A 23,081-nucleotide genomic window follows, 5' to 3' on the forward strand; every position below is an offset into this window, starting at 1 on the left:
CTGCGTGGAGGGAGGTGAGAGGGGGTGGGCCCAGGGTTGCCCTAGGCCTCGTCGCCCTCGGACTTGCCGTCGTCGGGATTCTTGTCGCCGTCGGCGCGCTTCTTCTTCGCCGCATCGCGCTTCTTGCGTTCGGCGATCTCGGCCTTGGTGTCCTCGTTGTAGGCCTCGAGCGCCGAGTCGATGTCGGTGTCCAGGGCCAGGCTGCCGTTGCGGATGTAGAGACCGCGGTTGCAGAACCGGCGCAGGTCCTTCTCGCTGTGGGAGACCAGGACCATCGTGCGCTCGTTGGCGAGCATACGGTCGATGGCCGCGTAGCACTTGAGCTTGAAGGCCTTGTCGCCGACGGCCAGGACCTCGTCCACCAGCATGATCGGGTGCTCGAGCTGCGAGATGAGCGCGAAGCCCAGACGCACCTTCATGCCACTGGAGTAGTGGCGCACCGGGGTGTCGACGAACTTCGGCTTGATCTCGGCGAAATCGATGATGTCCTCGAAGCGCTCGTCGATCTGCTTCTCGGTCATGCCGTGCAGAGAGCCCACGAGGTACACGTTCTCGCGGCCGGTCAGGTTGTCGTTGAACCCGGCACGCAGCTCCAGGAGCGGGGCGACCTTGCCGTGGACCTGGACGTCGCCCTCGTCGGGGATGAGGACGCCCGCGATCATCTTGAGCAGCGTCGACTTTCCGGTGCCGTTCTTACCGACGATGCCGACGCAGTCGCCCTTGGCGATCTCGAAGGACACATCGCGCAGCGGCCAGAAGTCGTCGCCCTCGGCGTTGGGGTCGCGCTTGCTGCCGTGGATGAACATCTCGCGCAGGCTGCGCTTGCGCCTGCGGTTGACGGCGAACTTGACACCGAGACCCTTGGCCTCGATGACCGGGCCAGCGCCATCCGTGGTGTAGGTGGAGGGCTGTGCCATCACAACTCCTTCAGGACGGACATCTCCAGACGGCGGAACGTCCAGTATCCGATGACGAGCATCAGGAAAGAACCCACCACCGACGACCACAACGCGATCGTGGTCGGGGTCAATTCCGGGAATCCAGCGAACCACACCGCTCTGTGCATCTGGAAGATGCCCAGCAACGGGTTGAGCTGGTACAGGGTCTTGAGCCATTCCGGGATATCGGACTGCAGGACCATGTGCGCCGGGTACAGGATGGCCGATCCGTAGAACAGGAGGCGCGTGATGATGCGCACCATCCGTTCGATGTCGCGGAACATGACGTTCACCGTCGACAGGAACAGGGTCATCCCCAGGCCGAACACGAACTGCAGCACAATGGCCGAGGGCAGCCAGACGAGCATCCCCGTCCAGCTGAACGTGCCGCCCAGGAACACGACGAAGGCCAGCAGCACCGGCAGGGTGAGCAGGTACTCGACGAACTTCGTTCCCACAGTGGCCATCGGGAAGATCTCCCGCGGCACCTTCATCGTCGTGATGAGTTTGCCGTGCGTGATCATCGCCCGGGGTGACTCGCCGAACATCGCCCCGAACGAGGTCCACGGCAGGATGCCCGCCACCAGGTAGAGCAGGAACCCTCCGTGGTCCAGGGCCTCCGGCGGCATCCCCCGGTCGGCCTGGAGAATCACTCCGAAGACGAAGAAGTAGACCATCGTCAGAGCCAACGGCTCCAACATGGTCCACGCGTACCCCAGTACGGACTGCTGGTACTTGACCTTCAGGTCGCGCCGGACCAGGAGGCCGACGACCTTCCGGTGCTCCCAGACGGCCAGCGCCCTTGACGCCACCGCCACCTCCAAGGGTTGAGTTCTCTTCGCCCGGAACACGAGGTGCCGGACGGCCGCGTGCATGTGTGTCTGTCGCCTTGCGCGCACCGGGCCTCTGCACGCGGTCCGACCCACGGCAGACGGTTTCCGGCACGGGGGGAGAGCGTGTCCGGGCGACCGGGGGAGTGTCACGGACCGCGCCCGGCTCCACGACCGATTCAGAGGAGGTCTGGACCGAGCACGCCATATCAGGCGTCCAACAGAGTACCGCTGTGAACGACGGGTCGCGCCCATCGCCCCGGCCCCCGCCGCTTCGCCACCCCGGCACCCTCGACCGTACGGAAGCCCCGATCACCCGCAGTGCAGACGCTCCGGGCGTGTGACGCACGTCGGTTAATGTCGACCGGGACCGTACACGCCATCGACGAGGGGGTGGGCCGCCATGAGCGCACGGCCCGAGGTGATCGCGGCCGTCCTGGCCGGCGGGGTGGGTGCCCGGATGGGCGCTCCGGCCCCCAAACAGCTGCTCCCGCTGGAGGGCAGGACGATCATCGAGCACTCCGTGGCCGCCTTCGAGGCGTGCCCCGACGTCGACGAGATCGTCGTGCTGATGGTCGACAGCCACGTCGGGCGCGTCGAGGACCTCGTGGCGGAGGCCGGGTTCACCAAGGTCAGCCGCGTGCTGCCCGGAGGCGCCACCCGCACCGAGACCTCGAACGCCGCACTGGAGGCGATGTCGGGAGCCTCCGACGAGGACCTCGCGCTCCTGCACGACGCGGCCCGCCCCCTGGTGCGGCCGGCGACCGTCTCGGCGTGTGTCGAGGCTCTCGGCCAGGCCGGCGCCGTCGGGGTGGCCGTGCCCGCAGGCGATACCGTGGTACGCGTCACGCCCGGCCGGACCGGCGGAGAGGCGATCACGGACGTCCCCCCGCGCGCCGAACTGAGGCGCATGCAGACCCCCCAGGGCTTCCGGCTCGGGGTGGCACGCCGCGCCTACGGCCTGGCCATGGCCGACCCCGGTCTGGTGGCCACCGACGACTGCGGCGTGGTGCTGCGGTACCTGCCCGAGGAGGAGGTCCGGATCGTGCCCGGCGACGAGTCCAACATCAAGGTCACGAACCCCGGCGACGTCGAGGTGGCCGAGACGCTGCTGCGCCGTGCCCGCGCGCGTGCGGCCGTGACGGGGGCGGCGTGATGGGCGGCGTCTTCGAGCCCACAGAGGTCATCGGCCACCGGGGCCTGGGGCGCGGCGTCGTGGACGTGCACCGGGAGAACACGCCGGGTTCCTACGCGGCCGCCGCGCAGGCCGGGGCGGACTGGGTGGAGATCGACGTGCGCCGCACCGCCGACGACGCGCTGGTGCTGTACCACGACGCGGCCCTGGCCGACGGCCGTGCGATCGTCGACCTGACCGCGGCCGAGTGCACTCAGGCGGGGCTGTACCGGCTGGCGGAGGGGCTGGAGGCGATCCCCGAGAGCGTGGGCCTGGACGTGGACGTCAAGACGGTCATGGAGGACGCCGTGGACTCCCCCACCAGGCACACGGTGTCCCTGCTCCTGCCCCACCTGCGCCGCGAGGCCCGGCGACGCAGGGTGTTCGTGTGCTCCTTCGACCCGGGGCTGCTGGCGGCTGTGCACGAGGGCGCCCCCGAGGTACCGACCGCGTGGATGCCGTACGTGCGCAATCCGGCCGACACGGCGATCCCCGGAGCGGTGGGGCTGCGCTGCCCGATCGTGGCGGTCGACGCGCGTGCACTCGGGCTGGAGGGCGAAGAACCGCGCCCGGGGCGGCGGTCGGTGGAGTACACCCTCGAGGTCGCACACGCAGCGGGGCTGCAGCTCATCTCCTGGTGCCCCGGCCCCGAGGACGCCGCCCGGTACACCGCCGCCGGCATGGACGCGGTGGTGGTCGACGCCGTGCCCGACACACTGGCGGCGCTGCGCGGGCCGGGCTGAACTGCGGGGATCTTGCTACCAGAGCAGAGTTCAGCGCCGATATTGGCTCCAGTAGCAAGAGCCTCGGGGCCAGCTCAGATGCGGCGCAGCAGTTCGGTCTTCTTCTCGCCGAACTCCTCCTCCGACAGCAGCCCCTTGTCCCGGAGCTCGCCCAGGCGCTCGATCTGGGCATAGACCCAGTCGGTGTCGTGCCCGGTGCCGCCCGTGGAACCCTGCTCCGCCACGGGCCCGGCGCCGTCACCCGCCGTTCCCGGCGAGTCTTCGCCCCCGACGCCGGTGCCGGTTCCCCGTCCGCGGCCGGGCAAGGGGATCGTCAGGCGGGGCGCAGCCAGGGCCCCGACCGCGTTCTGCGCCGCCTCGCGCCACCACTCCGGATCCCTGATTCCGGGCCGGTCGCCGATGCCGGCGTCGGAGACCTCGCCCGAGCCCAGGCGCGCGCGGGCCGCGGCGCCGTGGGCCCAGAGGTGCGCGGTGACGGTGGCGGCCATGAGGAAGACCCGGTACTGGCCGTCGTCGTCCTCGTTCGCGCGCAGGATGTTGAGGTCGTGCTTGGGCTTGGCGGCGGCCTCCTTGGCGGTCCTGGCGGTGACCACCCGCAGGAAGGTCCATCCCCAGTCGTCCAGGGGCACGATCTCGACCCCGTTGATCTCGGAGAGGGCGTACTCACGCCGCTGCTTCTTGCGCTTGTACCCGCCCGCCTGCGAACCCGACCAGAGCAGGCGCAGGCCGTCTCCGTCCAACACGGCCTGCCCCTCGCACGTGGTGATGAGCAGGGGCAGCTCGGGGACCATACGGGTGGGGAGCCAGGGGTCCTGGGGTGCCTCCGCCTGCCCGGCGGCGAAGCGCATCTGGTCGGCGAGGTACTCGGCGACCAGCTCGGTGCGGGCGGCCCCGGTGAGGCGGAAGGGCTGGAGCTTGGGGTCGATCTGGGAGCCCACCGCCAGGTAGGGGTCGGTGCGCTCACGCAGGCGCAGGGAGAGCACCCACCCCTTCTTGCGGGCCGCCCCGGGTTCGAACGCGACCGACTCGACGGCGCCCATGGGCACGCTCAAGGAGCCGATCTCCCTGAGCAGCGGGCTCTTGAACCAGCCCTTGGTCTCGTAACGGATCTCGATCGTCTCGCCGTCGAAGACCCAGACCGCCTCGTTCCCGCGTAGTTCGTCCATTGACAGCCTTCCCGTGCCGCACCTTCTTCGATAGCAGAGATCCGGCCGGTTCGACAGGGTGCGGGTGGCTTCCGGCCGGACCGGGCACAGGGGTCAGCCCTGGGCGGCCTGTGCGGTGCGGGAGTCCGAACCCAGGCTCGGCGGGCTCGTGATGAAGCCGGCGCCCCACGACATGTGCATGGTGGCCAGCGCCAGGGGGATCATCGGCCGGGACGCGGCCGGCAGTCCGCGGCCCAGGGGCAGGGTCGCGCCGATGACGAGGGCCAGGTAGGCGCCTGGCACCAGCCACAGCGGCCACCAAAGGAACCCGCCGACGAGGCCGGCGAGGTTACCGGCCAGGGCGACCGGCGGTGCGAGGTAACGCAGGTTGATGGTGCCCTTGTGCTGGCGGGCGACCACGCGCCGCCAGCGTCCGTAGTGGAAGTACTGCTTGGCGAGGAGCCCGACGGTGCGACGGGGACGGTAGGTCACACGCATGCGCGGCTGGAACCAGACGGTGCCACCGGTCTGCCGGATGCGGTGGTTCATCTCCCAGTCCTGGGCCCGCAGGAACGCCTCGTCGTAGCCGCCCACGCGCTCCAGGGCCGAACGCCGGAACACCCCCAGGTACACGGTGTCGGCCGGGCCGCCCTCGCCCCCGGTGTGGAAGCGGGCGTTGCCGACACCGATCTTGGACGTCATCGCGGCCGCCACGGCCTTCTCCCAGGCGGAGACGCCCTCGGCCGCCATGATCCCGCCGACGTTGTCCGCGCCGGTCTCGTCCAGGGTCTCCACGGCCACCCGCAGGTAGTCGGAGGGCATCATCGCGTGGCCGTCGATCCGGGCCACGATGTCGTGCGTGGAAGCGCCGATGGCGGCGTTGAGCGCCGACGGGGTCTTGCCGGAGGGGTTGTCGACCACGGTCACACGCGTGTCCGCGGCAGCGATGCCGTCGGCGACCTCGCGCGTGCGGTCCTTCGAGGGGCCCACGGCGAGCGCGATCTCCAGTTCGCCGGGGTAGTCCTGCTCCAGGACGTGTTCCACCGCCGCGGCGAGGTGGTGCTCTTCGTTGAGAACGGGCATGACGACGGAGACGGAGGGCCAGGACACAGGTACTTCCCAGGATCAAAAGGGGTCGGAACGCCCCAACGGTACTGCACGCGCAGACCCGGGCCGCACCGTCCGGCGGCACGTCTCCCCCGCCTCCGCACCACGTTTTCCACCCGCCACGGACGGGCACGACTTGCGCGGATTTCTGGTTCCCGTCGAACGGTTCCGCCCCGGGACGCGTCCGACCCAATGGGGCGACAACACGCCGAGCGTTGACATCCCGCGTCCTTCGGGGAATCGGGTGACAACCTGGGGAGAAGAACACCGTTGACGGGGTTGGGACGGGGATGTCGATGAGCGACGACAACGCCGGACAGCAGGGGTCGGCGGGTGAGTTCCGGCGCGAACGCTCACAGCCCCTGCCCCCCGGACGGCGCCGCTCCCCACGCAGCGGACGAATCACGGTTCCTTCGGCCGGTGCCCGGCGACGGCGCACCGGCCTTCTCCTGATGAGCGCCCTCTCCGTGCTCGTTCTGCTGGCCTCGGGCATCTCCTGGGGCGCCACCGAATGGGTCTCGGGCAACATCAGCCGCTCCGACGTTTTCGGCGGCCTGGCCGACGACGACCGGCCCGAGAACGAGTCGGGGGCGCTGACCTTCCTGGTGATCGGCTCCGACGGCCGGGACGAGATGAGCCGCGAGGACCAGAACGCGCTCAGTGTGGGTTCGACCCCTGGCCAGCGCTCCGACGCGATCATGCTGGTGCACCTCAACCACGACCGCGACCGTGTCACCGTCGTGGGCCTCCCCCGCGACCTGTGGGTGGACGTCCCCGGCGAGGGCGAGGACAAGATCAACGCCGCCTACGCATACGGCGGCCCCCAGAAGTCGGTGGAGACCGTGGAGTCGCTGACGGGGGTGCGCATCGACCACTACGTCGAGGTGGACTTCACCGGGTTCGTGGACGTCGTCGACTCGCTCGGCGGCGTCGAGGTGTGCCTGGAGGAGAACATCGACGACCCCAAGGCCAAGCTCGACCTGGAGGCCGGCACCCACGAGGTGGACGGCACCGACGCGCTGGCCTTCTCGCGTACCCGCGCGACCGCACGCGGCGACCTGGACCGCATCGACCGCCAGCAACAGTTGGTCGCGGCGATGATGGACCGGGCGCTGAGCACCGAGACCCTCTCCGACCCCGCCAAGCTCACCTCGTTCCTGGAGACCTCGTTGTCGTCGGTGACCGTGGACGAGGGCCTGGACACCGGCACCCTCAACGAACTCGGCCACCAGATGCGCGGGCTCGACCTGGACGCCGTGGACTTCGCGCAGGTGCCGATCGCCGACATGGAGCACTGGACCGAGCGCGGGGACGTCGCGGTGCTGTGGGACGAGCCCGCCGCCCGTGAGCTGTTCGCCGACATCCAGGCCGACCGCCCCGTCGGCGACGAGGAGGAGGCCGGCGCGGATGACGGGGACTCCGATCCGGCTCCGACGGACATCCCGGTGCGTGTCTTCAACGGCACCGCCTCCCCCGGGGTCGGTGCCGAGCTCGACGCCCAGCTGTCGCAGGCCGGGTTCGAGCTCACCGACGGGGCCGAGAACTGGACCAGCCGGGACCTGGCCGAGACCCAGGTGCGGTACGGACCCGAGATGGCCGAGGAGGCCGCCTACGTGTCCGGGCTGATCGACGGTTCCGAAGCTGTGGAGGACGACACCCTGGACGGTGAACTCCAGATCGTGATCGGATTCAATTACACGTCGTTCGACGCCCCCGCTGCCGAGGCCGACGCGGAACCGGCGGAGGAAGAGGAAGCCGAGGAGACCCCCACCGAGCTTCCGGAGGAGTCCGAGGGTTCGGCCACCACCTCGACCGCCGAGGACAACATCTGCTCGTAGGAAGGTTCCCCGTGCTCCGCCATCTGGCCGGCCTGCTCATCGGTACCGCGCTCGCCCCCGCCCTGTGGGTCGCGGTCTCCTGGTCGGCCGAACTGTTGCCGCAGTTGGCCGACGGCGACGTCTCGTTCGCGACGGTCTCGGCGGCACTGCTGCTCGCCGCGGTCGGCGCTGTGGGCGTGGGACTGGTCGCCACACGGGTCTCCCCGATGATCGCAGCCACCGGCGGACTGCTGCTGGCGGCGATCGCGCTGTGGCCGGCCGTGGCCCCGCAGACGCTGGGTCCGGCGCTGGGCCGGCTCAACGCCGAGAGCTTCCTGTACCCGTCCGGCCCGGGGCTCGCGGTCGCCCTTCCGCTGGGAATCCTGCTCTTCGGCTCGGCGTTGACGCCCACCCGGTGGCGCGCCCTGCACGACGTAACCGGCGGAGCCCGTGCCGGGTCCGACGGCGACCGGTACCGTCCTGCGCCCCTGGAGGAACCGGCCGATCCCGGCCTCTACGGGCCCGCCGGGGACACCGTCCCGGAGCACCGTCCCGCGTCCCCGCCGCGCGGCAGCGGGCTGGAGGGCGACCCCGACAAGACCACCACCCCCTTCCGGCGTGGCGAGAACGGGGCCTCCTGGACCCCGTTGGAAGATGAGGCCGGACGAAACCGGGCCTACGGTGACGACCCGGCCTGAGACAGCCGGTGGACCGAAAGGCCGGACCCGCCGGTAATCTGAACGATTGACTGTTCACGCCGTGTTCGGTCACACGCCGTTCCGCGGCGCGTAAGGTGTTGCCCCGCCTCGGTGGGGTCACCCGATCACCACAGCCGAATGTCCGTTTCGCCCCTCCGTGCACGGATGCCGAGCGGAACGAACGGGCACAAGAAGCACACGAGCGCGGACAGCAAGGAAGAAGGGACACCACCAGTGGTCGAAGCAGAACGTATGCGTGTCTCGGTCATCGGGACCGGATACCTCGGCGCCACCACCGCTGCGTGCCTCGCCGAGATGGGTTTCGAGGTCCTCGGCGTCGACGTCGACGAGGCCAAGGTGGACATGCTGCGCCAGGGCCGTCTCCCCTTCTTCGAGCCGGGCCTGGACGAGCTCCTCAGCGAGAACCTCCCGACCGGGCGCCTGCGGTTCACCACGTCCTTCGCCGAGGCGGCCGAATTCGCCGACCTGCACCTGATCTGCGTGGGCACCCCGCAGATGGACGACTCCGGCGCCGCCGACCTGAGCTACGTCAACTCCGCGGTCGACCAGCTCGCCCCACACCTGACCCGTCCGTCCGTGGTCGTGGGCCGGTCCACCGTCCCGGTCGGCACCGCCGCGACGCTGGCCGCGCGCCTGGCCTCGCTGGCACCGGTCGGTGATGAGGCCGAGCTCGGGTGGAGCCCGGAGTTCCTTCGCGAGGGCTTCGGCGTCGAGGACACGCTGCACCCCAACCGCATCGTCATCGGCACGGACTCCCCGCGGGTCGAGAAGGCCGTGCGCGCGCTGTGGCAGCAGCAGATCGACGAGGGGGTGCCCTTCCTCGTGACCGACCTCCAGACCGCCGAGCTGGTGAAGGTGTCGGCCAACGCATTCCTGGCCACCAAGATCTCCTTCATCAACGCCATGGCGGAGGTCTCCGAAGTCGCGGGCGCCGACGTCATCAAGCTCGCCGAGGCGCTGTCGCACGACGACCGTATCGGCGGCAAGTTCCTGGGCCCCGGCCTGGGCTTCGGCGGCGGGTGCCTGCCCAAGGACATCCGCGCGTTCATGGCGCGCGCCGACGAGTTGGGTGTGGAGCCCGCACTGTCGTTCCTGCGCGAGGTCGACGCGATCAACCAGCGCCGCCGCGCGCGCACGATCGACATCGCACGCCAGCTGATCGGCGGCAACTTCGCCGGGCGCACCGTCGCCGTGCTGGGTGCGGCGTTCAAGCCCAACTCCGACGACATCCGGGACTCGCCCGCGCTGGCCGTGGCCTCCACCATCGCGTCGTTGGGCGCGCACGTGACGGTCTACGACCCCCAGGCGATGGACCGGGCCCGCGAGGAGCACCCTCAGCTGAACTACGCGCCGACCCTGCGCGACGCGGCCGCCGGCGCCGACGTGGTGCTGCTGCTGACCGAGTGGGCGGAGTTCAAGGAGGCCAACCCCGAGAACCTGGCCGAGGTGGTCGCCCAGCGCAAGATGGTGGACGGGCGCAACGCCCTGGACCCCACGTACTGGCGTTCCTCCGGCTGGACCTACCGGGCGCTCGGCCGGCAGTGACACCGATGTACCGGCGAGGGCCGGGTCCGACGTCGCCGGTCGGACCCGGCCCTTCTTCGTGCTCTCACACCCGCGCGGGATCTCCCGGGCCCGGGTCGGCGGGTTCGTTCCGGGCGCCCGCCNCGACGAGGGCGATGACCAGGAGCGTCCCGGAACCGGTCGCGGCAGCGGTGTTCACACCCGCGGTGTAGGCCTCGAAGGCGGCGGACAGCAGGGACGCCGCCTCTCGCGGTGGCAGGTCCGCTGCGGTGGAGGCGGCCCCCGCGACGGTCTCGCCGGCGGCCGTTCCTGTATCGGGGGCGGTCCCGGCCATGGTGCTCCGGTAGACCGAGCTCGCCACGGTTCCCAGGGTGGCGATACCCAGTGCCGCTCCGAGTTCGGTGCTGGTCTCGGAGACCCCGGCCGCGGCCCCGGCACGCTCGGGCGGGGCGGTGGCCAGGATCAGGGTGTTGGCCAGGGTGGCCACGATCCCGATGCCCAGGGTCACGACGGTGTAGCCGCCGACGAAGACCGCGAGGTGGGTGTCGGCCTCCACCGCGGCGACGGCCCCGAACCCGGCCGCCCCCACGACCAGGCCGGCGGTCAGCAGCACGGCGGGGCGCACCCGTTCTGCGAGGACGCCGGCCAAGGTCGCGCCGGCGACTGTCCCGAGCACGGTGGGCAGGGCGTAAAGGGCGGCGAAGAGGGGGCTCAGGCCGTGCACGACCTGCAGGAACGTGAAGGTGAGCAGACCGAGCCCGGCCACGGCGAAGGACACTGCGGTGTTGCCGAGCACGGACGCGCTGAAGGCGGGCCGGGTGAACAGCGTCAGATCGACGAGCGGGTCCTGAGCCCGGCGTTGCCGCAGGACGAACAGCACCATCGCGGCGACACCGACCGCGAGTGCGACCAGGCCCGCGCCGTCGGCCCCGTACTCCACGAACCGCTTGGCCGCCTGGACCAGGCCGATGACGGCGACCAGCGAGGCCGCCGCACCCGGAAGGTCGAAGGCGGAGTGTTCCGTGCCCCGGTACTCCGGCAGCAGGAACGGGCCGGCGGCCAGGAGCACCGCCATGACCGGCAGGTTGATGAGGAAGACCGAGCCCCACCAGAAGAACTCCAGGAGCACCCCGCCGATGACGGGGCCGATCACCGCTCCCCCGGCGAAGGCGACGGTCCACATGCCCACCGCGGTGCGCCGTTGGGCGGGGTCGGTGAACATCGCACGGAGCAGCGACAGCGTGGACGGTGCCAGGGTCGCGGCGCCGATGCCGAGCAGGACCCGCCCCGCGATGAAGAGCTCCGGTGAGGGTGCGGCGGCGAGCAGGGCGGAGGCGGCGCCGAAGGCGAGGGCTCCGATGAGCAGCAGGCGACGGCGGCCGATGCGGTCGCCGAGCGCGCCCATGGTGATCAGCAGCCCCGCCAGGACGAAGCCGTAGACGTCCATCATCCACAGCCACTGAGCGGCGGGGGGGGCNGTGCGGCGACGAAGAGCACCGAGATGTCCATGGAGACGAGCAGTGCGGGCAGAAGCAGCAGGACGGCACCGACCCATATCCGGGGACCGGCGCGGTTCCGAGATTCCGGGTTCATGGCCTTGATCGTACGTACGTCAAAATCGACCGTCAATATGTACGTACGTTCAAGACTGTTACAGTGGACCCATGAGCCAACGTGAGGAGCTGCTCGCCGGCGCCAAGCAGTGCCTGGTGGAGAAGGGCTACGGCAAGACGACCGCGCGCGACATCGCCGCCGCCTCCGGTGCGCACCTGGCGTCCATCGGTTACCACTTCGGTTCGAAGGACAAGTTGCTGAACACCGCGGTGATCGAGGCGACCGGCGAATGGGGCGACGTGTTCGAACGCGCCCTGGAGGCCTCGCGGTCGGAAAGCCCGGACCAGCGTCTGCACGTCCTGCTCCGAACCCTCTTCTCGACCCTGCCCGAGAACCGTGACCTCATGGTGGCCAGCGTCCAGGCGTTCAGTCAGGCCCAGTTCGACGACGACATCGGCACCCCCCTGCGCGAGGGCATCGGGCGCGCACGCCGGGACATGGCCGCCCTGCTGCTGAACACCGCCCCGAACGAGGTCGACAATTCCACCGCCGCGGGTCTCGGTTCGATGGTCTACAACGTCGTCACCGGTTACGTCCTGCAGTACCTCGTCGACCCCGAGGGCCTGCCGACGGTCGACCAGGCCGTCGAGGGCCTGCACCTGCTCGTGCACCCCCGAGCCGACTGATGCCCGTAGATCCGGCGGACCCCCGGCGGAACGGGGCCCTCTCGACCACTCTCAGTCATTGACTGAACACGATGATCCTGCCGAGAGGGAAACATCCCGTGAAGCTCTCCGCCCTCCGAACTCCGGCCGTGTGCGCCGCGTTCCTGACGGCCGTGCCCCCGGAGGGCGCCGGCGGCGGCGATCAGGTCCTGGTCCCGGCCGACGGCCTGCGGCAGGTGGAGGCCGACCGGTACCCCCCCGTCAACGACCTCATGCTCGCCGGTCACCTGCAGGAACGCCCTGCCGAGCTGTGCGTGGACCACGCCCCGCGCGTGCGGTTCTGACGGACACACATCGGGCCCGGGGCGAGCGCCCAGGGCCCGTGGTGCGTCGTGGGGGGTCAGAAACCGAAACCGGTCGCCTTCTGCCCGTCGGCCACCTCGCGTCGCAGCCGCTCGCCCTTGGCACGGGCCTGCGACTCGAGCTCCTCCTGGAACCGGGCCATGCGCTCGGTCAGGTCCGGGTCCTGGGCGGCCAGCATCCGCACCGCCAGCAGGCCGGCGTTGCGGGCGGCCCCGACCGCGACCGTGGCCACCGGGACGCCGGCGGGCATCTGCACGATCGACAGCAGCGAGTCCATCCCGTCCAGGTGCTTGAGCGGTACGGGCACACCGATCACCGGGAGCGTGGTCACCGACGCGAGCATCCCGGGCAGGTGGGCGGCTCCCCCGGCCCCGGCGATGATGGCGCTGAGCCCGCGCCCCGCGGCCTCGCTCCCGTAGGAGATCATCTCGTGCGGCATGCGGTGCGCCGAGACGACGTCGGCCTCGATGGGGACGTCGAACTCTCGCAGGGCGTCGGCGGCCTCGCGCATCACCGGCCAGTCGGAGTCCGACCCCATCACGATGCCCACACGGGGCTGGTCCTCGGCGGTCACTGCTGGTCTCCTCGCAGGTAGGCGGCGGCGTCGCGGGCGCGGTCCAGGAGGTCCCGGTGGTCGTCGCCCGCCACGGTGACGTGCCCGATCTTGCGGCCCGGACGCACGTCCTTGCCGTAGAAGTGCACCTTCACCTCGGGATCCTCGGCCATGACGTGCAGGTAACGGCTGTAGACGTCGGGGTCCTCGCCACCCAGCAGGTTGGCCATGACGGTGTAGGGGGCGTTCGTGCGCGGCGACCCCAGCGGCAGGTCCAGGACGGCCCGCAGGTGCTGTTCGAACTGCGACGTGCGCGCGCCCTCGATGCTCCAGTGGCCGGAATTGTGCGGGCGCATCGCGAGCTCGTTGACGACCACGCCGTCGGCGGTCTCGAACAGCTCGACGGCCAGCACACCGGTCACCTCGAGGGCGTGGGCGATCTCGATGGCCAACTCCTGGGATCGCGTGGCCTTCTCCTCGGCCAGGCCCGGGGCGGGGGCGATCACCTCGTGGCAGATACCGCCGCGCTGCACGGTCTCCACGACCGGGTAGACGGCGACCTGTCCGTGCGGGGAACGCGCGACCTGGACCGCGAGCTCACGGGAGAAGGAGACCTTCTCCTCGACCAGGAGCGGCACCTCCTCGGCGGCGGCCCGGTCGACGACCTCACGGGCCTCCTCGGGCCCGCCGGCCACCCACACACCCTTGCCGTCGTAGCCCCCGCGCGCGGCCTTGAGCACCACCGGCCACCCGGCCTCCTCGGCGAAGGAGGACACGTGGTCGAGGGTGGTGACGGCACGCCACCGGGGTGAGGGGGCGCCGAGCTCGGTCATGCGGGTGCGCATGCGGAGCTTGTCCTGTGCGAAACGCAGCGCGTCGCGGCCCGGACGCAGCAGGCCGCCGGCCTCCTCGACCGCGCGCAGGACGGGTTCGGGCACGTGCTCGTGGTCGAAGGTCACCACGTCGCGGTCCTTGGTGAAGGACAGGACGTCGTCCAGGCCTCGGTCGTTGCCCAGGGTGACGTCCCCGCAGACCAGTGCGGCGCTGTCGGCCGGGTCGGCCGCCAGGACCGAGAAGTGCACTCCCAGGCCGATACCGGCTTGATGGGTCATGCGGGAGAGTTGTCCCCCGCCCACCATGCCGACGCGGGGGACGGTGCGGTTGTGCTCGCTCACAGTTCCTCAGTTCATGCTCGACGCCGCGGTGACGGGACGGTCCCGCTCGCGCACGGCGGTACCTGGCCCTGCGCTCTCCGGTCCAGGGCTCGGAACCCGCGGCCGGGGTCAACAGCGGTTCCCCCGACCGAGTCTAGGACGTGGCACGCTGGGACTCCGCAGTGGCCACGGCACCGGGGACAGGGGTACCGTCGGCCGACCCCCACCGAGCGACCGGAGGCCCCGTGCGCGCATTCCTGGAACGCCGCCCCCGGCTGGCGAAACTGGCCGGGGAGATCGCCCGGTTCGGATCCGTGGGCGCGATGGCCTACGTGGTGCAGCTGGGCGTGACCAACCTGCTGTGGACGCTGACCGACCTTCCGGTGATGGCGGGCCAGATCATCGGAACGGTCTGCTCCATCGCGGTGGCGTTCGTCGGGAACCGGTTCTGGACCTTCGGCTCACGCGCGCGCACCGGATACGGGCGGGAGACGGTGCTGTTCCTGGCGATGAACGGTATCGGCATGCTCATCCAGCTGGGGTGCCAGGCGTTCTCGCTGTACGTGCTCGGCCTGGACGGGCCCCTGGCACAGAACATCGCGGGCAACGTCGTGGGGGTGGGCCTCGGAACGCTGTTCCGCTTCTTCTCGTACCGCACGTGGGTCTTCCCCGACCAGACCCGTGAACCCGACACCGCATCGGCCACCGACCCCCTCGACGGCGCCGACAGGCAGCCCGAGGGCACCGCGCGGAGGCCCGTGTGAGCCGCCCTCCGCGCGCGCTCCCCTTGGTCCGCACCCTGGCCCCGATGGCGGCGCTGGCCTGCCTGGCGCTGCCGTTCCACGAGCTCGGGGGCGGGCACCCCTCCCCCGCCCGCCTGACCGGGTTCGAGGTGCTCACGACGGCGCCGACCGGAACCCCGGTCCCGGGACCGGTCGCGGTGGCAGCTCTGGCGGTGTGCGCGTCGGCGCTGGGGCTGGCAGGCCTGTGGCGGCCGTCGGTCCTGGCGGTGCTCGCCGGGTTGCTGTCGACCGTCTCGGCGACCGCGCTGCTCGTGCACCACCGGTCCGCCCTGAAGGCGCTGTCCGCCGGACCTGACCTGCCGGGCTACTGGCTGGCGGTGTCGTTACTGGTGATGGCGGTGCTCGCCGCACTGGCCGAGCTCCTGTACACGGACGTGGGCGGGGACCTCGGCGGGTCGGACGACCTCAAGGACTGACGCGGCGCACGCCGCGGCGGTTCGCGGAGACCACGACCATCAGGGCGAAGAGGCCGGCCTGCACCACGGTGAGGAACAGGCCGACAGGCGTTCCCGCTCCTGCCGGCAGGCCGGCTCCGACCACGGCACCGGTCCCGATCTCGTCGATGCGCCCGTCGTAGACGACGAGCGTGTACTGCACCATGCTGTTGACCAGGTGCAGCCCGATCGCGGCCTCCAGGCCGCCGGTCCGCCAGGTCAGCCATGCCATCGCCATACCCAGCACGGCGAGGGCGGCTGTGGTCCACACGTTGCCGGGGTGACCCGCCGCGTACAGGCAGGCGAACAGGGTTCCTGCGGCCAGGATCCCCGGCCAGGGGGAACGCAGCACGCGGGCGGTGGCGCCGGTGCTCTCCCTGGGCACGAGCGATCCGATGAGCTGCATGACCATGCCGCGCAGGGTCATCTCCTCGGCAGCGGCCTGGAAGGGCACCACGAGCACGATGACCAACAGCGCGCCGAGGAACACCCCGGTTCCGGACAACGCCACCGACGACACGGCCTCGGGCTCGGTCCCGGCCACGAGGGTGTCGGAGAGCGCCCACGAAAGGAGCAGGCACAACGCCACGGGTCCCACCGCCAGCGCGAGACAATGCCCCAGCCAGGACCACCGGAGCCGGCCCTCGACCGACATGAGCGACCCGAAGCGGCGCCACTGCACCACGCGGACCAGGAAGAACACGATCGGTATGAGCAGCGCGGTGGAGGCCAGCCCGAATGCGAGCGTGGCGATCGCACCTACACTCATCGACTCCGGGGCTAGCCCGCTGCCGCCCATGACCGAGACGATGGTGATCGCCAGGACCATGCCCATCCACAGGACGGACAACAGCACGGCGAAGACGAGCAGTGTCAGCGGCGGCGTCCACCAGCGTGAACGTGTCGTGCGGGCCAGTGTGTGGTATGACTCACCAGAAGGGATCTCCGCTGTCGCGAAGACGCTGGTGCGCACGGGGCGCGGAGGTGGCCAAGCCCACACCCCCGGGTCCGCCTCGACCTGGGGATGCCCCCCGGGAGGGGTCAGCCTGCCACCACCGGGCGGTCCGGCCCAGTCCTGATCCTGTGGATACCGCCCGTCGGTCGGCCCCTCGACCCCCTCGGAGGCTGCGGGCCAGGACGAACCGGGCGGTGGCGGCACATTTCCCATCGTGCGCTGAGACTACTATCCGGCCATGTATTGCCTGCGTTAAGACCGCGCCGTTATCACCCGCCTGCGCAGAGCATCGAGCGCTGCGAAATCCCTCGTGCCGCGCTTTCCGGACACCTCGGGCACGGAATAGGGGCACGCTCCGGACCCGTTGTACGGAATGGTCCGTGCGTGGCTTGTGCACAGGCCGAGTCCTCGTCCCGCTGACCTACGATTGGGTACATGTCCTCCACACCATCCACCGAGCAGGTGCACAAGGCCCTGGCCACGGTGCAAGACCCGGAGATCCACCGACCCATCACCGACCTGGGCATGGTCAAGAGCGTCGACGTCGCCGACGACGGGGCCGTGCACGTGGGGATCTACCTCACGGTGGCCGGTTGCCCGATGAAGGGGCGCATCGAGAACGACGTGTCCGAGGCCGCGCGCACCGTCGAGGGCGTCCGCCACGTGACCGTCGAGCTCGACGTCATGAGCGACGAGCAGCGCAAGGAGCTGCAGAACAAGCTCCGCGGCGGCCAGGCGGAGAAGGAGATCCCCTTCGCCAAGCCGAACTCGCTGACCAAGGTCTACGCCGTCGCTTCCGGCAAGGGCGGCGTCGGCAAGTCCTCGGTGACCGTGAACCTGGCCGCCTCGATGGCCGCCCAGGGCCACAAGGTCGGCGTGGTCGACGCCGACATCTACGGCCACTCCGTTCCCACCATGCTCGGTGCGTCGGACTTCCCGACCAAGGTCGAGGACATGATCCTCCCCCCGAGCGCGCACGACATCAAGGTCATCTCGGTCGGGATGTTCACGCAGGGCAACCAGCCCGTCGTGTGGCGCGGCCCGATGCTGCACCGCGCACTCCAGCAGTTCCTGTCCGACGTCTACTGGGGTGACCTGGACGTCCTGCTCATGGACCTGCCCCCGGGCACCGGTGACATCGCCATCTCCGTGGCGCAGCTCCTGCCCAACGCCGAGCTGCTCGTGGTCACCACTCCTCAGCAGGCCGCTGCCGAGGTCGCCGAGCGCGCCGGCGCGATCACCGCGCAGACACACCAGCGCATCACGGGCGTCATCGAGAACATGTCCTACTTCGTCCCGCCGGAGGGCGGCGAGAGGCTGCACCTGTTCGGCGAGGGCGGCGGGCAGACCGTGGCCGACGCGCTCACCAAGACGCTCGGCACCGAGATCCCGCTCCTGGGGCAGGTCCCGCTCGAGACCCGCCTGCGCGAGGGCAGCGACGCCGGTGAGCCCCTCGTCCTGAGCGACCCCGACAACGAGGCCAGCAAGGTCATCTCCGGTGTGGCCGAGAACCTGGTCGGCAAGCCCCGTGGGCTGGCCGGCATGCAGCTGGGGATCTCCCCGGCCGGCCGCTGACCGCCCCGCACCCACACATCCGCGACGTGACGCCCGCGCACACCAGTGAGTGTGCGCGGGCGTCTCGTGTTCGGGGCCGGGTCAATCCTGCGACGATCCCAGGGTGACCGTGGTCGATTCGTTGTCCCCGTCGCGTTCGTAGTCGACCTCGACCTCGTCACCGGGTGCGAAGTCGCGCAGCATCGCCATGAGCTCCTGGCCGGAGTTGATGCGACGGCCGTCGAACTCCACGAGCACGTCGCCCGGTTCCAGGCCCGCTTCGTCGGCCGGGCCGCCGGAGTCCACCCCGTCATCGTCGATGACAGCGCCCGCGATGGGGCTCTCGGTGTCCAGGGCCACCCCGAGATCGGCATATTCGGATTCGGCCTCCCCGCCGTCCTCGACCAGGGACGAGACGACACCCTGGGCGTCGGTGGCGGGCACCGCGAACCCGAGGCCGATGTTGCCCTGGGGCTCGCCCACAACATCGTTCATCGTCACGATCATCGAGTTCACGCCGATGACGCGCCCCTGCACGTCCACGAGCGGGCCGCCGGAGTTGCCGGGGTTGATGGCCGCGTCGGTCTGGATCGCGTAGAACTGACTGCCGCCCTCCTCGGAGCCCACCGGCCGGTCCAGGGCGCTGATGATGCCCTGGGTGACGGTGCCCGCGAGACCGAGCGGCGCACCGATGGCGATGACCTCGTCGCCGACGATGGCCTCCTCCGAGTCGCCGAACTCCAGCGGTTCGACGTCGTGCGGGTCCTCGAGCGAGAGCACAGCCAGGTCGTACTCGGGTTCGGTACCCACCACGGTGGCCTCGGACGTGCTGCCGTCGCTGTACTCGATGTGGATTCCCTCCTCCATCGGTTCGGCGACGTGGTGGTTGGTGACGACGTAGTCGCCCTCGATCACGAAACCGGAACCGGTGTGGGGGATACGCGGGTCCGCGCTCATGATGTGGACGACGCTGGGGCTGACCCGCTGCGCCACGCCCGCGACGGTTTCCGGGTCACGTTCGGGAGCCTCGGGCGGGGGTTCGTTCATGTGCGAGGACTGCGACTCGTCCTCGTCCGCGCCGCCGCCCACCGGGTTCAGGAGAGTCCCGGCGAGACCGCCCGCACCGCCGGCGATGAGCGCGACGACGAGCATGGCCGACAGCGCGATCCACGCGGGGATCCCACGGCGCTTGCGGGGTCCTCCCCCGCTCTCGTTCTGTACCTGGGGGCCGGGCCCCTGAGGCGGCTGGCCACCGGCGCCGACAGGCATCCCGGAGGTGGGTGCGACGCCGGGTCCGATCGGGGGCTGCCCGTCGGCGGGGGTGCCCGGTTGCTGGGGCCCGGGGCCCTGCGGCGGCCCCTGGTGCGGCCCGGGGCCGGGTTGGTCCTGGTGCGGAGCCCCGCCTTGTCGGGGGTCGGGTCGGTGCCACTGCTGCTGCGGGTCCGGGGCCCCGGCCGGGGGTCGCGGAGGTTCGAAGGGGGGTTGGGCTCCGGTTCCGGAGGGAGGGTGGTGCCCGGGACGGTCTCCCGGACCCTGGGGCGGGGTGTGGTTCATGGGTTCTCCGCTGCTGCCGGAGGGCATGGCATTGGGGTCAGGGGTTCTTCGCGGCGCTGCTGGTCACAGGGGACCGAGGCGGGACAGGCCCCGCTCGACCCGGGCCCAGAAGCCCGAGCCCTCGGGGGCCGGGAGCGCCTTCACCGCCGCACCCGCGAGCCCGGCCGGGGCGTCGGCCAGGACGGTGAAGACGAACCCGTCCGCCTGCCACATGCTCTGGTACTGGCCGACATCGCCGCCGAAAATGGTGTCATGTCCGGATGAGATGCCCGTTCCCCCCTCTTCGGTTCCGACATATCCGCCAGAGGGGGACGAGGCATGACTCGAACCCAGCTTCCCACGTTGCACGAACAGCGATATCTGGGAGAGACCGTCGGAGTAGACCGCGTGCACGACCTTGTGGCCCTCGTGCTCGGTGGCGCGCGCGTCGACCAGGCGGAGGTTCCAGGTGAGCTGCTCGTCGACCTTCCAGCCCTCCGAGCGCAGGTCCTCGCGTGCCTGCGCGTCCAGGGCTTCTCCCCAGGGTTCGCCGGTCTCGGCGCGCTCGGGCCACTCGCCCTCGCCGATCTCCAGTTCGGTCAGGTTCGAGGACAGCGCAGGATCGCCGGCCTGGTCGTAGACCGTGCGGGCCACGAGCAGCCCGCTGTCGGCCTCGACCCAGAACCGTCCGGCCACCGTGCCGTCGGCACGTTCGGCCTCCACGAGGCGGGCCGGGCGCCCGTCGAGCTCGGTCCGGCCGGCATCGGCCACACGGTAGGTGTCGCGCAGCATCTCCAGCAGGCGGTCGTCGAGCGACTCCAGGGCCTGCGAGGCCTCCACGACGAACGGCTCGTCCTCGGCACCGATCGGCGCGAGCACGACGCCCTCGCCGGGACGGTTGACCACGCGCAGGCCGTAGGGCTGCCCGTCGGGTCCGGTGACCTGGCGGACAGCGGTGTAGGGCGTCTCCCCCTCGGCCTCGGCGGCGGCGCGCAGCACGGGCATCCCGTCGTCGTCTCCCGCGGCGGGAACCTCGTGGGCCCCGGGGTGCACCGCCGAGGTGAGCAGCAGCGCGCACAGGCCGATGAGGACGAGCAGGACGGCGAGGACGGGGCGGCGTGCACCGGAGGAGGGGTCCCCCGTGCTCAACGGCCCGCCTGCTCCACCTCGGACCCGGGCGGGGGCTCGTAGCCCTCCGGCGAGGTCTCGACGGGGATGTGGCGGCTGGTGACTGCGTGCTCGACCGCGTAGTCGGCGAGGCGGGGCTCGACCACGGGGGCGTCCTCGGCCTCGCCCCCGGCCACGAACGCGGTGCCGAGCAGGGCGGTGACCACGGCGGCCCCGGCCACGGCGTACCTGCCGCCGGCGAAGGGCGTCAGCAGCTGGGAGAGGAGCTCGGACCCGCCCCGGTCAGCGCGTTCCCGTTCGCCGGTCGCCTCAGTCCCCGGTGCCCGGGCTCCGGGTGTCGCCGTGGGGTCGGCCTCCGGCCCGCTCGCCGCGAGCGGTTCTCCGCCCAGGCCGCCGGGGGCTCCGGGGAAACCGCCGAGCGGCCGGGAGGAACCCAGGGGCGGGCTGGAGCCGAACCCGCCGCCCCCGCCGAAGGGGGGGTCGAAAGGGTTCGGCCCGTCCTGTCCGGGGCCGCCGTCCAGCGAGGACAGGCGCCCCATGAAGTCGAGGTCGGGTTCGGGTTCGCCCAACCCGTGGAGGCGGCGCTTGAGCCGCCGGGTCATGTCGGCCTCGAAGCGGCAGGCCTCGCACTTGGCGAGGTGGATGAGCGCGCTCTCGTGCTCGGCGGGCCCGAGTTCACCGTCGACGAGCGCGGACAGGCGCTCCCCCAGGTGTTCGCTGCTCACTGCTGCGCCTCCCCGTTGGTCGCGTTCGCCCCTTCGTGCTCGCGCTCGGCCTGCGCAGCCAGGGAACGCCGGTGCTCCAGGGCACGGCGCAGCTGCGCACGGCCGCGGTGGATGCGGCTGCGGACCGTTCCGAGCTTGACCCCGAGCGTGGCCGCGATCTCCTCGTAGGAGAGCCCCTCGATGTCGCAGAGCACCACCGGGGCGCGGAACTCGGCGGGCAGCGCGTCCAGGGCGCCCTGGACGTCGGCGTCGAAGTGGCGGTCGTGGTAACGCTGGGCCGGCGAGGGTTCACGGCCCTCCAGGCGTTCGTCGGCGTTCTCGGCCAGCCCCTCGAAGCGGATACGGGCCTTGCGGCGCGCGCCGTCGAGGAAGAGGTTGGTCGTGATGCGGTGGAGCCAGCCCTCGAAGGTCCCGGGGGTGTAATTGGCCAGGGAGCGGAAGACGCGGATGAAGACGTCCTGCGTGAGGTCCTCTGCGTCGTGCTTGTTCCCGGTGAGGCGGTAGGCCAGCCGGTAGACGCGCGGTGAGTGGTCGCGGACGACCTCGTCCCAGCTCGGGGGCTCCCATGGCTCGAAGTCCACGGCAGGGCCGGTCTCTGGCACCGCTGCTCCCTTCATCGGGTCGACCCACCGCGAGAGCGCGCTGGTCGGGGGGAGTATGCATTCGTGGCGATCAACGTACGTTCATCCCGTTTCAACGCTCAGGGACGCCCGATAAGTTCCCGCTGCCACGCTCGGAGTTCGCACCGGTTCAGGCTAGTCTTTTGCCGGGGACGTGACCTGGCGGCCATCTTCATCCTACGGTGAGTGACCTCTCCCTGGTCAGAACCCTGGACCGACACCGCACCGTCCCAGTGGGAGGCCGTCATCACAGCGCCGGAGGAGAGCTCGATCCACATGAGCTGGGCCAGGACCGAGCAGTCGAGGTTCGAACAGGACGCCCTGGAGGACCCGGTGATCGCCGAGGCCTACGAGGTCGGCGCACGAACGGGGGCGACCCCGATGGACACCACGGCCGGGGCCGCCCTGCGTTTCCTGGCCGCGGCCACCCGCGCGCGTTCGGTCGTGGAGGTCGGGACCGGTTGCGGAGCCTCGGGGCTGTGGCTGCTGCGCGGGATGCCGCCGGAGGGGATCCTCACCACGGTCGACGTCAATGGCGCCCACCAGGAGTTCGCCCGCGGGCTGTTCTCGCGTGCGGGCGCGGGTGCTGGACGGGCCCGGCTCATCCGGGGTTCGTCGCGCGAGGTGCTGCCGCGGCTCACGGACGGGGGCTACGATCTCGTGCTGGTCGACGCGGACGCCCTCTCCTACCCCTTCTATTTGGACGAGGCGCGGCGGCTTCTGCGCCCGAACGGCCTGGTGGTCTTCCACAACGCGATGGCGGGCTCCCCCGAACCCGACGGCCCCCTGCGCGCACCCGACCCCGGAGAGACGGCGGTACGCGAGGTGATCCGGCTGGTGCGCGAGGACGAGAGCCTGGTCGCGCTCCTGCTACCGGTGGGCTCGGGGCTGCTCGCGGCGATCCGTTCCTGACCCGCAGGGACCAGGGGAAACCCGGAGGATCAGGGCACGAGGGTTCGCGGCGGCGGCCCGACCCACAGGGGTCGGAGAACAGGTACGGACCGGGTTCGGCGAAAACCCCGCGGGGCGGCGGTCCGGTCCGC

At 70.9% G+C, this 23,081-nt stretch carries 22 protein-coding genes and 1 pseudogene; 11 read left to right on the forward strand and 12 right to left on the reverse strand.

The annotated features are described in order from the left end of the window. Positions 1-41: 41 nt before the first annotated feature. Together D474_RS0110945 and D474_RS0110950 are read right to left on the reverse strand one after the other, a co-directional pair. Entirely contained in the window at positions 42-917 is an 876-nt protein-coding gene (locus tag D474_RS0110945; protein ID WP_017613617.1) for an ABC transporter ATP-binding protein, read from the reverse strand. Then, the gene (locus tag D474_RS0110950; protein WP_017613618.1) at positions 917-1,762 is read right to left on the reverse strand and encodes an ABC transporter permease; all 846 of its coding nucleotides are present in this window, start codon (positions 1,760-1,762) and stop codon (positions 917-919) included. Before D474_RS0110950 ends, D474_RS0110945 begins: the two co-directional genes overlap by 1 nt. Positions 1,763-2,171: 409 nt before the next feature. Between D474_RS0110950 and D474_RS0110955 the strand changes: the two genes are divergently transcribed. Further along, positions 2,172-2,924, forward strand: a complete 753-nt coding sequence (locus D474_RS0110955; protein WP_017613619.1) for an IspD/TarI family cytidylyltransferase — start codon at positions 2,172-2,174, stop codon at positions 2,922-2,924. Beyond that, the gene (locus D474_RS0110960; RefSeq protein WP_017613620.1) at positions 2,924-3,685 is read left to right on the forward strand and encodes a glycerophosphodiester phosphodiesterase; all 762 of its coding nucleotides are present in this window, start codon (positions 2,924-2,926) and stop codon (positions 3,683-3,685) included. The genes D474_RS0110955 and D474_RS0110960 overlap by 1 nt, the downstream gene beginning before the upstream one ends. Before the next feature lie 74 nt (positions 3,686-3,759). On the opposite strand, the gene D474_RS0110965 is transcribed toward D474_RS0110960, so the two are convergent. Both D474_RS0110965 and D474_RS0110970 read right to left on the reverse strand, forming a co-directional pair. After that, positions 3,760-4,851, reverse strand: coding sequence for a DUF4429 domain-containing protein (locus D474_RS0110965; RefSeq protein ID WP_017613621.1), 1,092 nt, complete (start codon positions 4,849-4,851; stop codon positions 3,760-3,762). A 93-nt stretch (positions 4,852-4,944) separates the two neighbouring features. Next, entirely contained in the window at positions 4,945-5,940 is a 996-nt protein-coding gene (locus D474_RS0110970; protein ID WP_017613622.1) for a glycosyltransferase family 2 protein, read from the reverse strand. A 293-nt stretch (positions 5,941-6,233) separates the two neighbouring features. On the opposite strand from D474_RS0110970, the gene D474_RS0110975 reads away from it, so the two are divergent. The 3 genes from D474_RS0110975 to D474_RS0110985 all read left to right on the forward strand — a co-directional run bounded on the left by D474_RS0110975 (position 6,234) and on the right by D474_RS0110985 (position 10,018). Next, the gene (locus D474_RS0110975; protein ID WP_026118376.1) at positions 6,234-7,775 is read left to right on the forward strand and encodes an LCP family protein; all 1,542 of its coding nucleotides are present in this window, start codon (positions 6,234-6,236) and stop codon (positions 7,773-7,775) included. A gap of 11 nt (positions 7,776-7,786) precedes the next feature. Next, positions 7,787-8,452, forward strand: coding sequence for a hypothetical protein (locus D474_RS0110980; RefSeq protein WP_017613624.1), 666 nt, complete (start codon positions 7,787-7,789; stop codon positions 8,450-8,452). A 234-nt stretch (positions 8,453-8,686) separates the two neighbouring features. Beyond that, positions 8,687-10,018 (forward strand): UDP-glucose dehydrogenase family protein, encoded by a 1,332-nt coding sequence (locus D474_RS0110985; protein ID WP_026118377.1) that lies wholly within the window; start codon positions 8,687-8,689, stop codon positions 10,016-10,018. A gap of 64 nt (positions 10,019-10,082) precedes the next feature. Here D474_RS0110985 and D474_RS28315 read toward each other — a convergent pair. After that, positions 10,083-11,590 (reverse strand): annotated as a pseudogene (locus D474_RS28315) (MFS transporter). 71 nt (positions 11,591-11,661) lie between these two features. Here D474_RS28315 and D474_RS0110995 point away from each other — a divergent pair. Continuing rightward, on the forward strand, positions 11,662-12,237 hold the full coding sequence (locus D474_RS0110995; protein ID WP_017613627.1) for a TetR/AcrR family transcriptional regulator: 576 nt from the start codon (positions 11,662-11,664) through the stop codon (positions 12,235-12,237). A gap of 98 nt (positions 12,238-12,335) precedes the next feature. Then, positions 12,336-12,560 carry a hypothetical protein gene (locus D474_RS0111000; protein ID WP_017613628.1) on the forward strand — a complete coding sequence of 75 codons (225 nt, stop codon included), beginning with the start codon at positions 12,336-12,338 and terminating at the stop codon, positions 12,558-12,560. A 56-nt stretch (positions 12,561-12,616) separates the two neighbouring features. Here the strand turns inward: D474_RS0111000 and purE are convergent, their stop codons facing one another. Together purE and D474_RS0111010 are read right to left on the reverse strand one after the other, a co-directional pair. Beyond that, positions 12,617-13,153 (reverse strand): 5-(carboxyamino)imidazole ribonucleotide mutase, encoded by a 537-nt coding sequence (gene purE / locus D474_RS0111005; RefSeq protein ID WP_017613629.1) that lies wholly within the window; start codon positions 13,151-13,153, stop codon positions 12,617-12,619. Further along, positions 13,150-14,307 carry a 5-(carboxyamino)imidazole ribonucleotide synthase gene (locus tag D474_RS0111010; RefSeq protein ID WP_017613630.1) on the reverse strand — a complete coding sequence of 386 codons (1,158 nt, stop codon included), beginning with the start codon at positions 14,305-14,307 and terminating at the stop codon, positions 13,150-13,152. Before D474_RS0111010 ends, purE begins: the two co-directional genes overlap by 4 nt. Positions 14,308-14,531: 224 nt before the next feature. Here D474_RS0111010 and D474_RS0111015 point away from each other — a divergent pair, with 224 nt between their 5' ends. Further along, on the forward strand, positions 14,532-15,050 hold the full coding sequence (locus tag D474_RS0111015; protein ID WP_017613631.1) for a GtrA family protein: 519 nt from the start codon (positions 14,532-14,534) through the stop codon (positions 15,048-15,050). Beyond that, positions 15,047-15,505: a hypothetical protein gene (locus D474_RS0111020; protein WP_017613632.1), complete on the forward strand. Its 459-nt coding sequence runs from the start codon at positions 15,047-15,049 to the stop codon at positions 15,503-15,505. The genes D474_RS0111015 and D474_RS0111020 overlap by 4 nt, the downstream gene beginning before the upstream one ends. Here D474_RS0111020 and D474_RS0111025 read toward each other — a convergent pair. Continuing rightward, complete coding sequence (locus D474_RS0111025) at positions 15,495-16,496, reverse strand: CPBP family intramembrane glutamic endopeptidase (protein ID WP_017613633.1); 1,002 nt, start codon at positions 16,494-16,496, stop codon at positions 15,495-15,497. The genes D474_RS0111020 and D474_RS0111025 overlap by 11 nt on opposite strands. Before the next feature lie 417 nt (positions 16,497-16,913). Between D474_RS0111025 and D474_RS0111030 the strand changes: the two genes are divergently transcribed. Next, on the forward strand, positions 16,914-18,053 hold the full coding sequence (locus D474_RS0111030; protein ID WP_017613634.1) for an Mrp/NBP35 family ATP-binding protein: 1,140 nt from the start codon (positions 16,914-16,916) through the stop codon (positions 18,051-18,053). An 81-nt stretch (positions 18,054-18,134) separates the two neighbouring features. On the opposite strand, the gene D474_RS0111035 is transcribed toward D474_RS0111030, so the two are convergent. From D474_RS0111035 to sigE, 4 genes are all read right to left on the reverse strand, one after another. Then, complete coding sequence (locus D474_RS0111035; RefSeq protein WP_017613635.1) at positions 18,135-19,184, reverse strand: S1C family serine protease; 1,050 nt, start codon at positions 19,182-19,184, stop codon at positions 18,135-18,137. 465 nt (positions 19,185-19,649) lie between these two features. After that, positions 19,650-20,714: a hypothetical protein gene (locus D474_RS0111040; RefSeq protein WP_017613636.1), complete on the reverse strand. Its 1,065-nt coding sequence runs from the start codon at positions 20,712-20,714 to the stop codon at positions 19,650-19,652. Beyond that, positions 20,711-21,418 (reverse strand): anti-sigma factor family protein, encoded by a 708-nt coding sequence (locus tag D474_RS0111045; protein ID WP_026118379.1) that lies wholly within the window; start codon positions 21,416-21,418, stop codon positions 20,711-20,713. Before D474_RS0111045 ends, D474_RS0111040 begins: the two co-directional genes overlap by 4 nt. Next, positions 21,415-22,035 carry an RNA polymerase sigma factor SigE gene (gene sigE / locus D474_RS0111050; RefSeq protein WP_193373993.1) on the reverse strand — a complete coding sequence of 207 codons (621 nt, stop codon included), beginning with the start codon at positions 22,033-22,035 and terminating at the stop codon, positions 21,415-21,417. Before sigE ends, D474_RS0111045 begins: the two co-directional genes overlap by 4 nt. A 279-nt stretch (positions 22,036-22,314) precedes the next feature. On the opposite strand from sigE, the gene D474_RS0111055 reads away from it, so the two are divergent. Then, positions 22,315-22,950: an O-methyltransferase gene (locus tag D474_RS0111055; RefSeq protein WP_394296529.1), complete on the forward strand. Its 636-nt coding sequence runs from the start codon at positions 22,315-22,317 to the stop codon at positions 22,948-22,950. Positions 22,951-23,081 lie beyond the last annotated feature (131 nt).

It is taken from the genome of Nocardiopsis salina YIM 90010, assembly GCF_000341025.1.
GTDB lineage: Bacteria > Actinomycetota > Actinomycetes > Streptosporangiales > Streptosporangiaceae > Nocardiopsis > Nocardiopsis salina.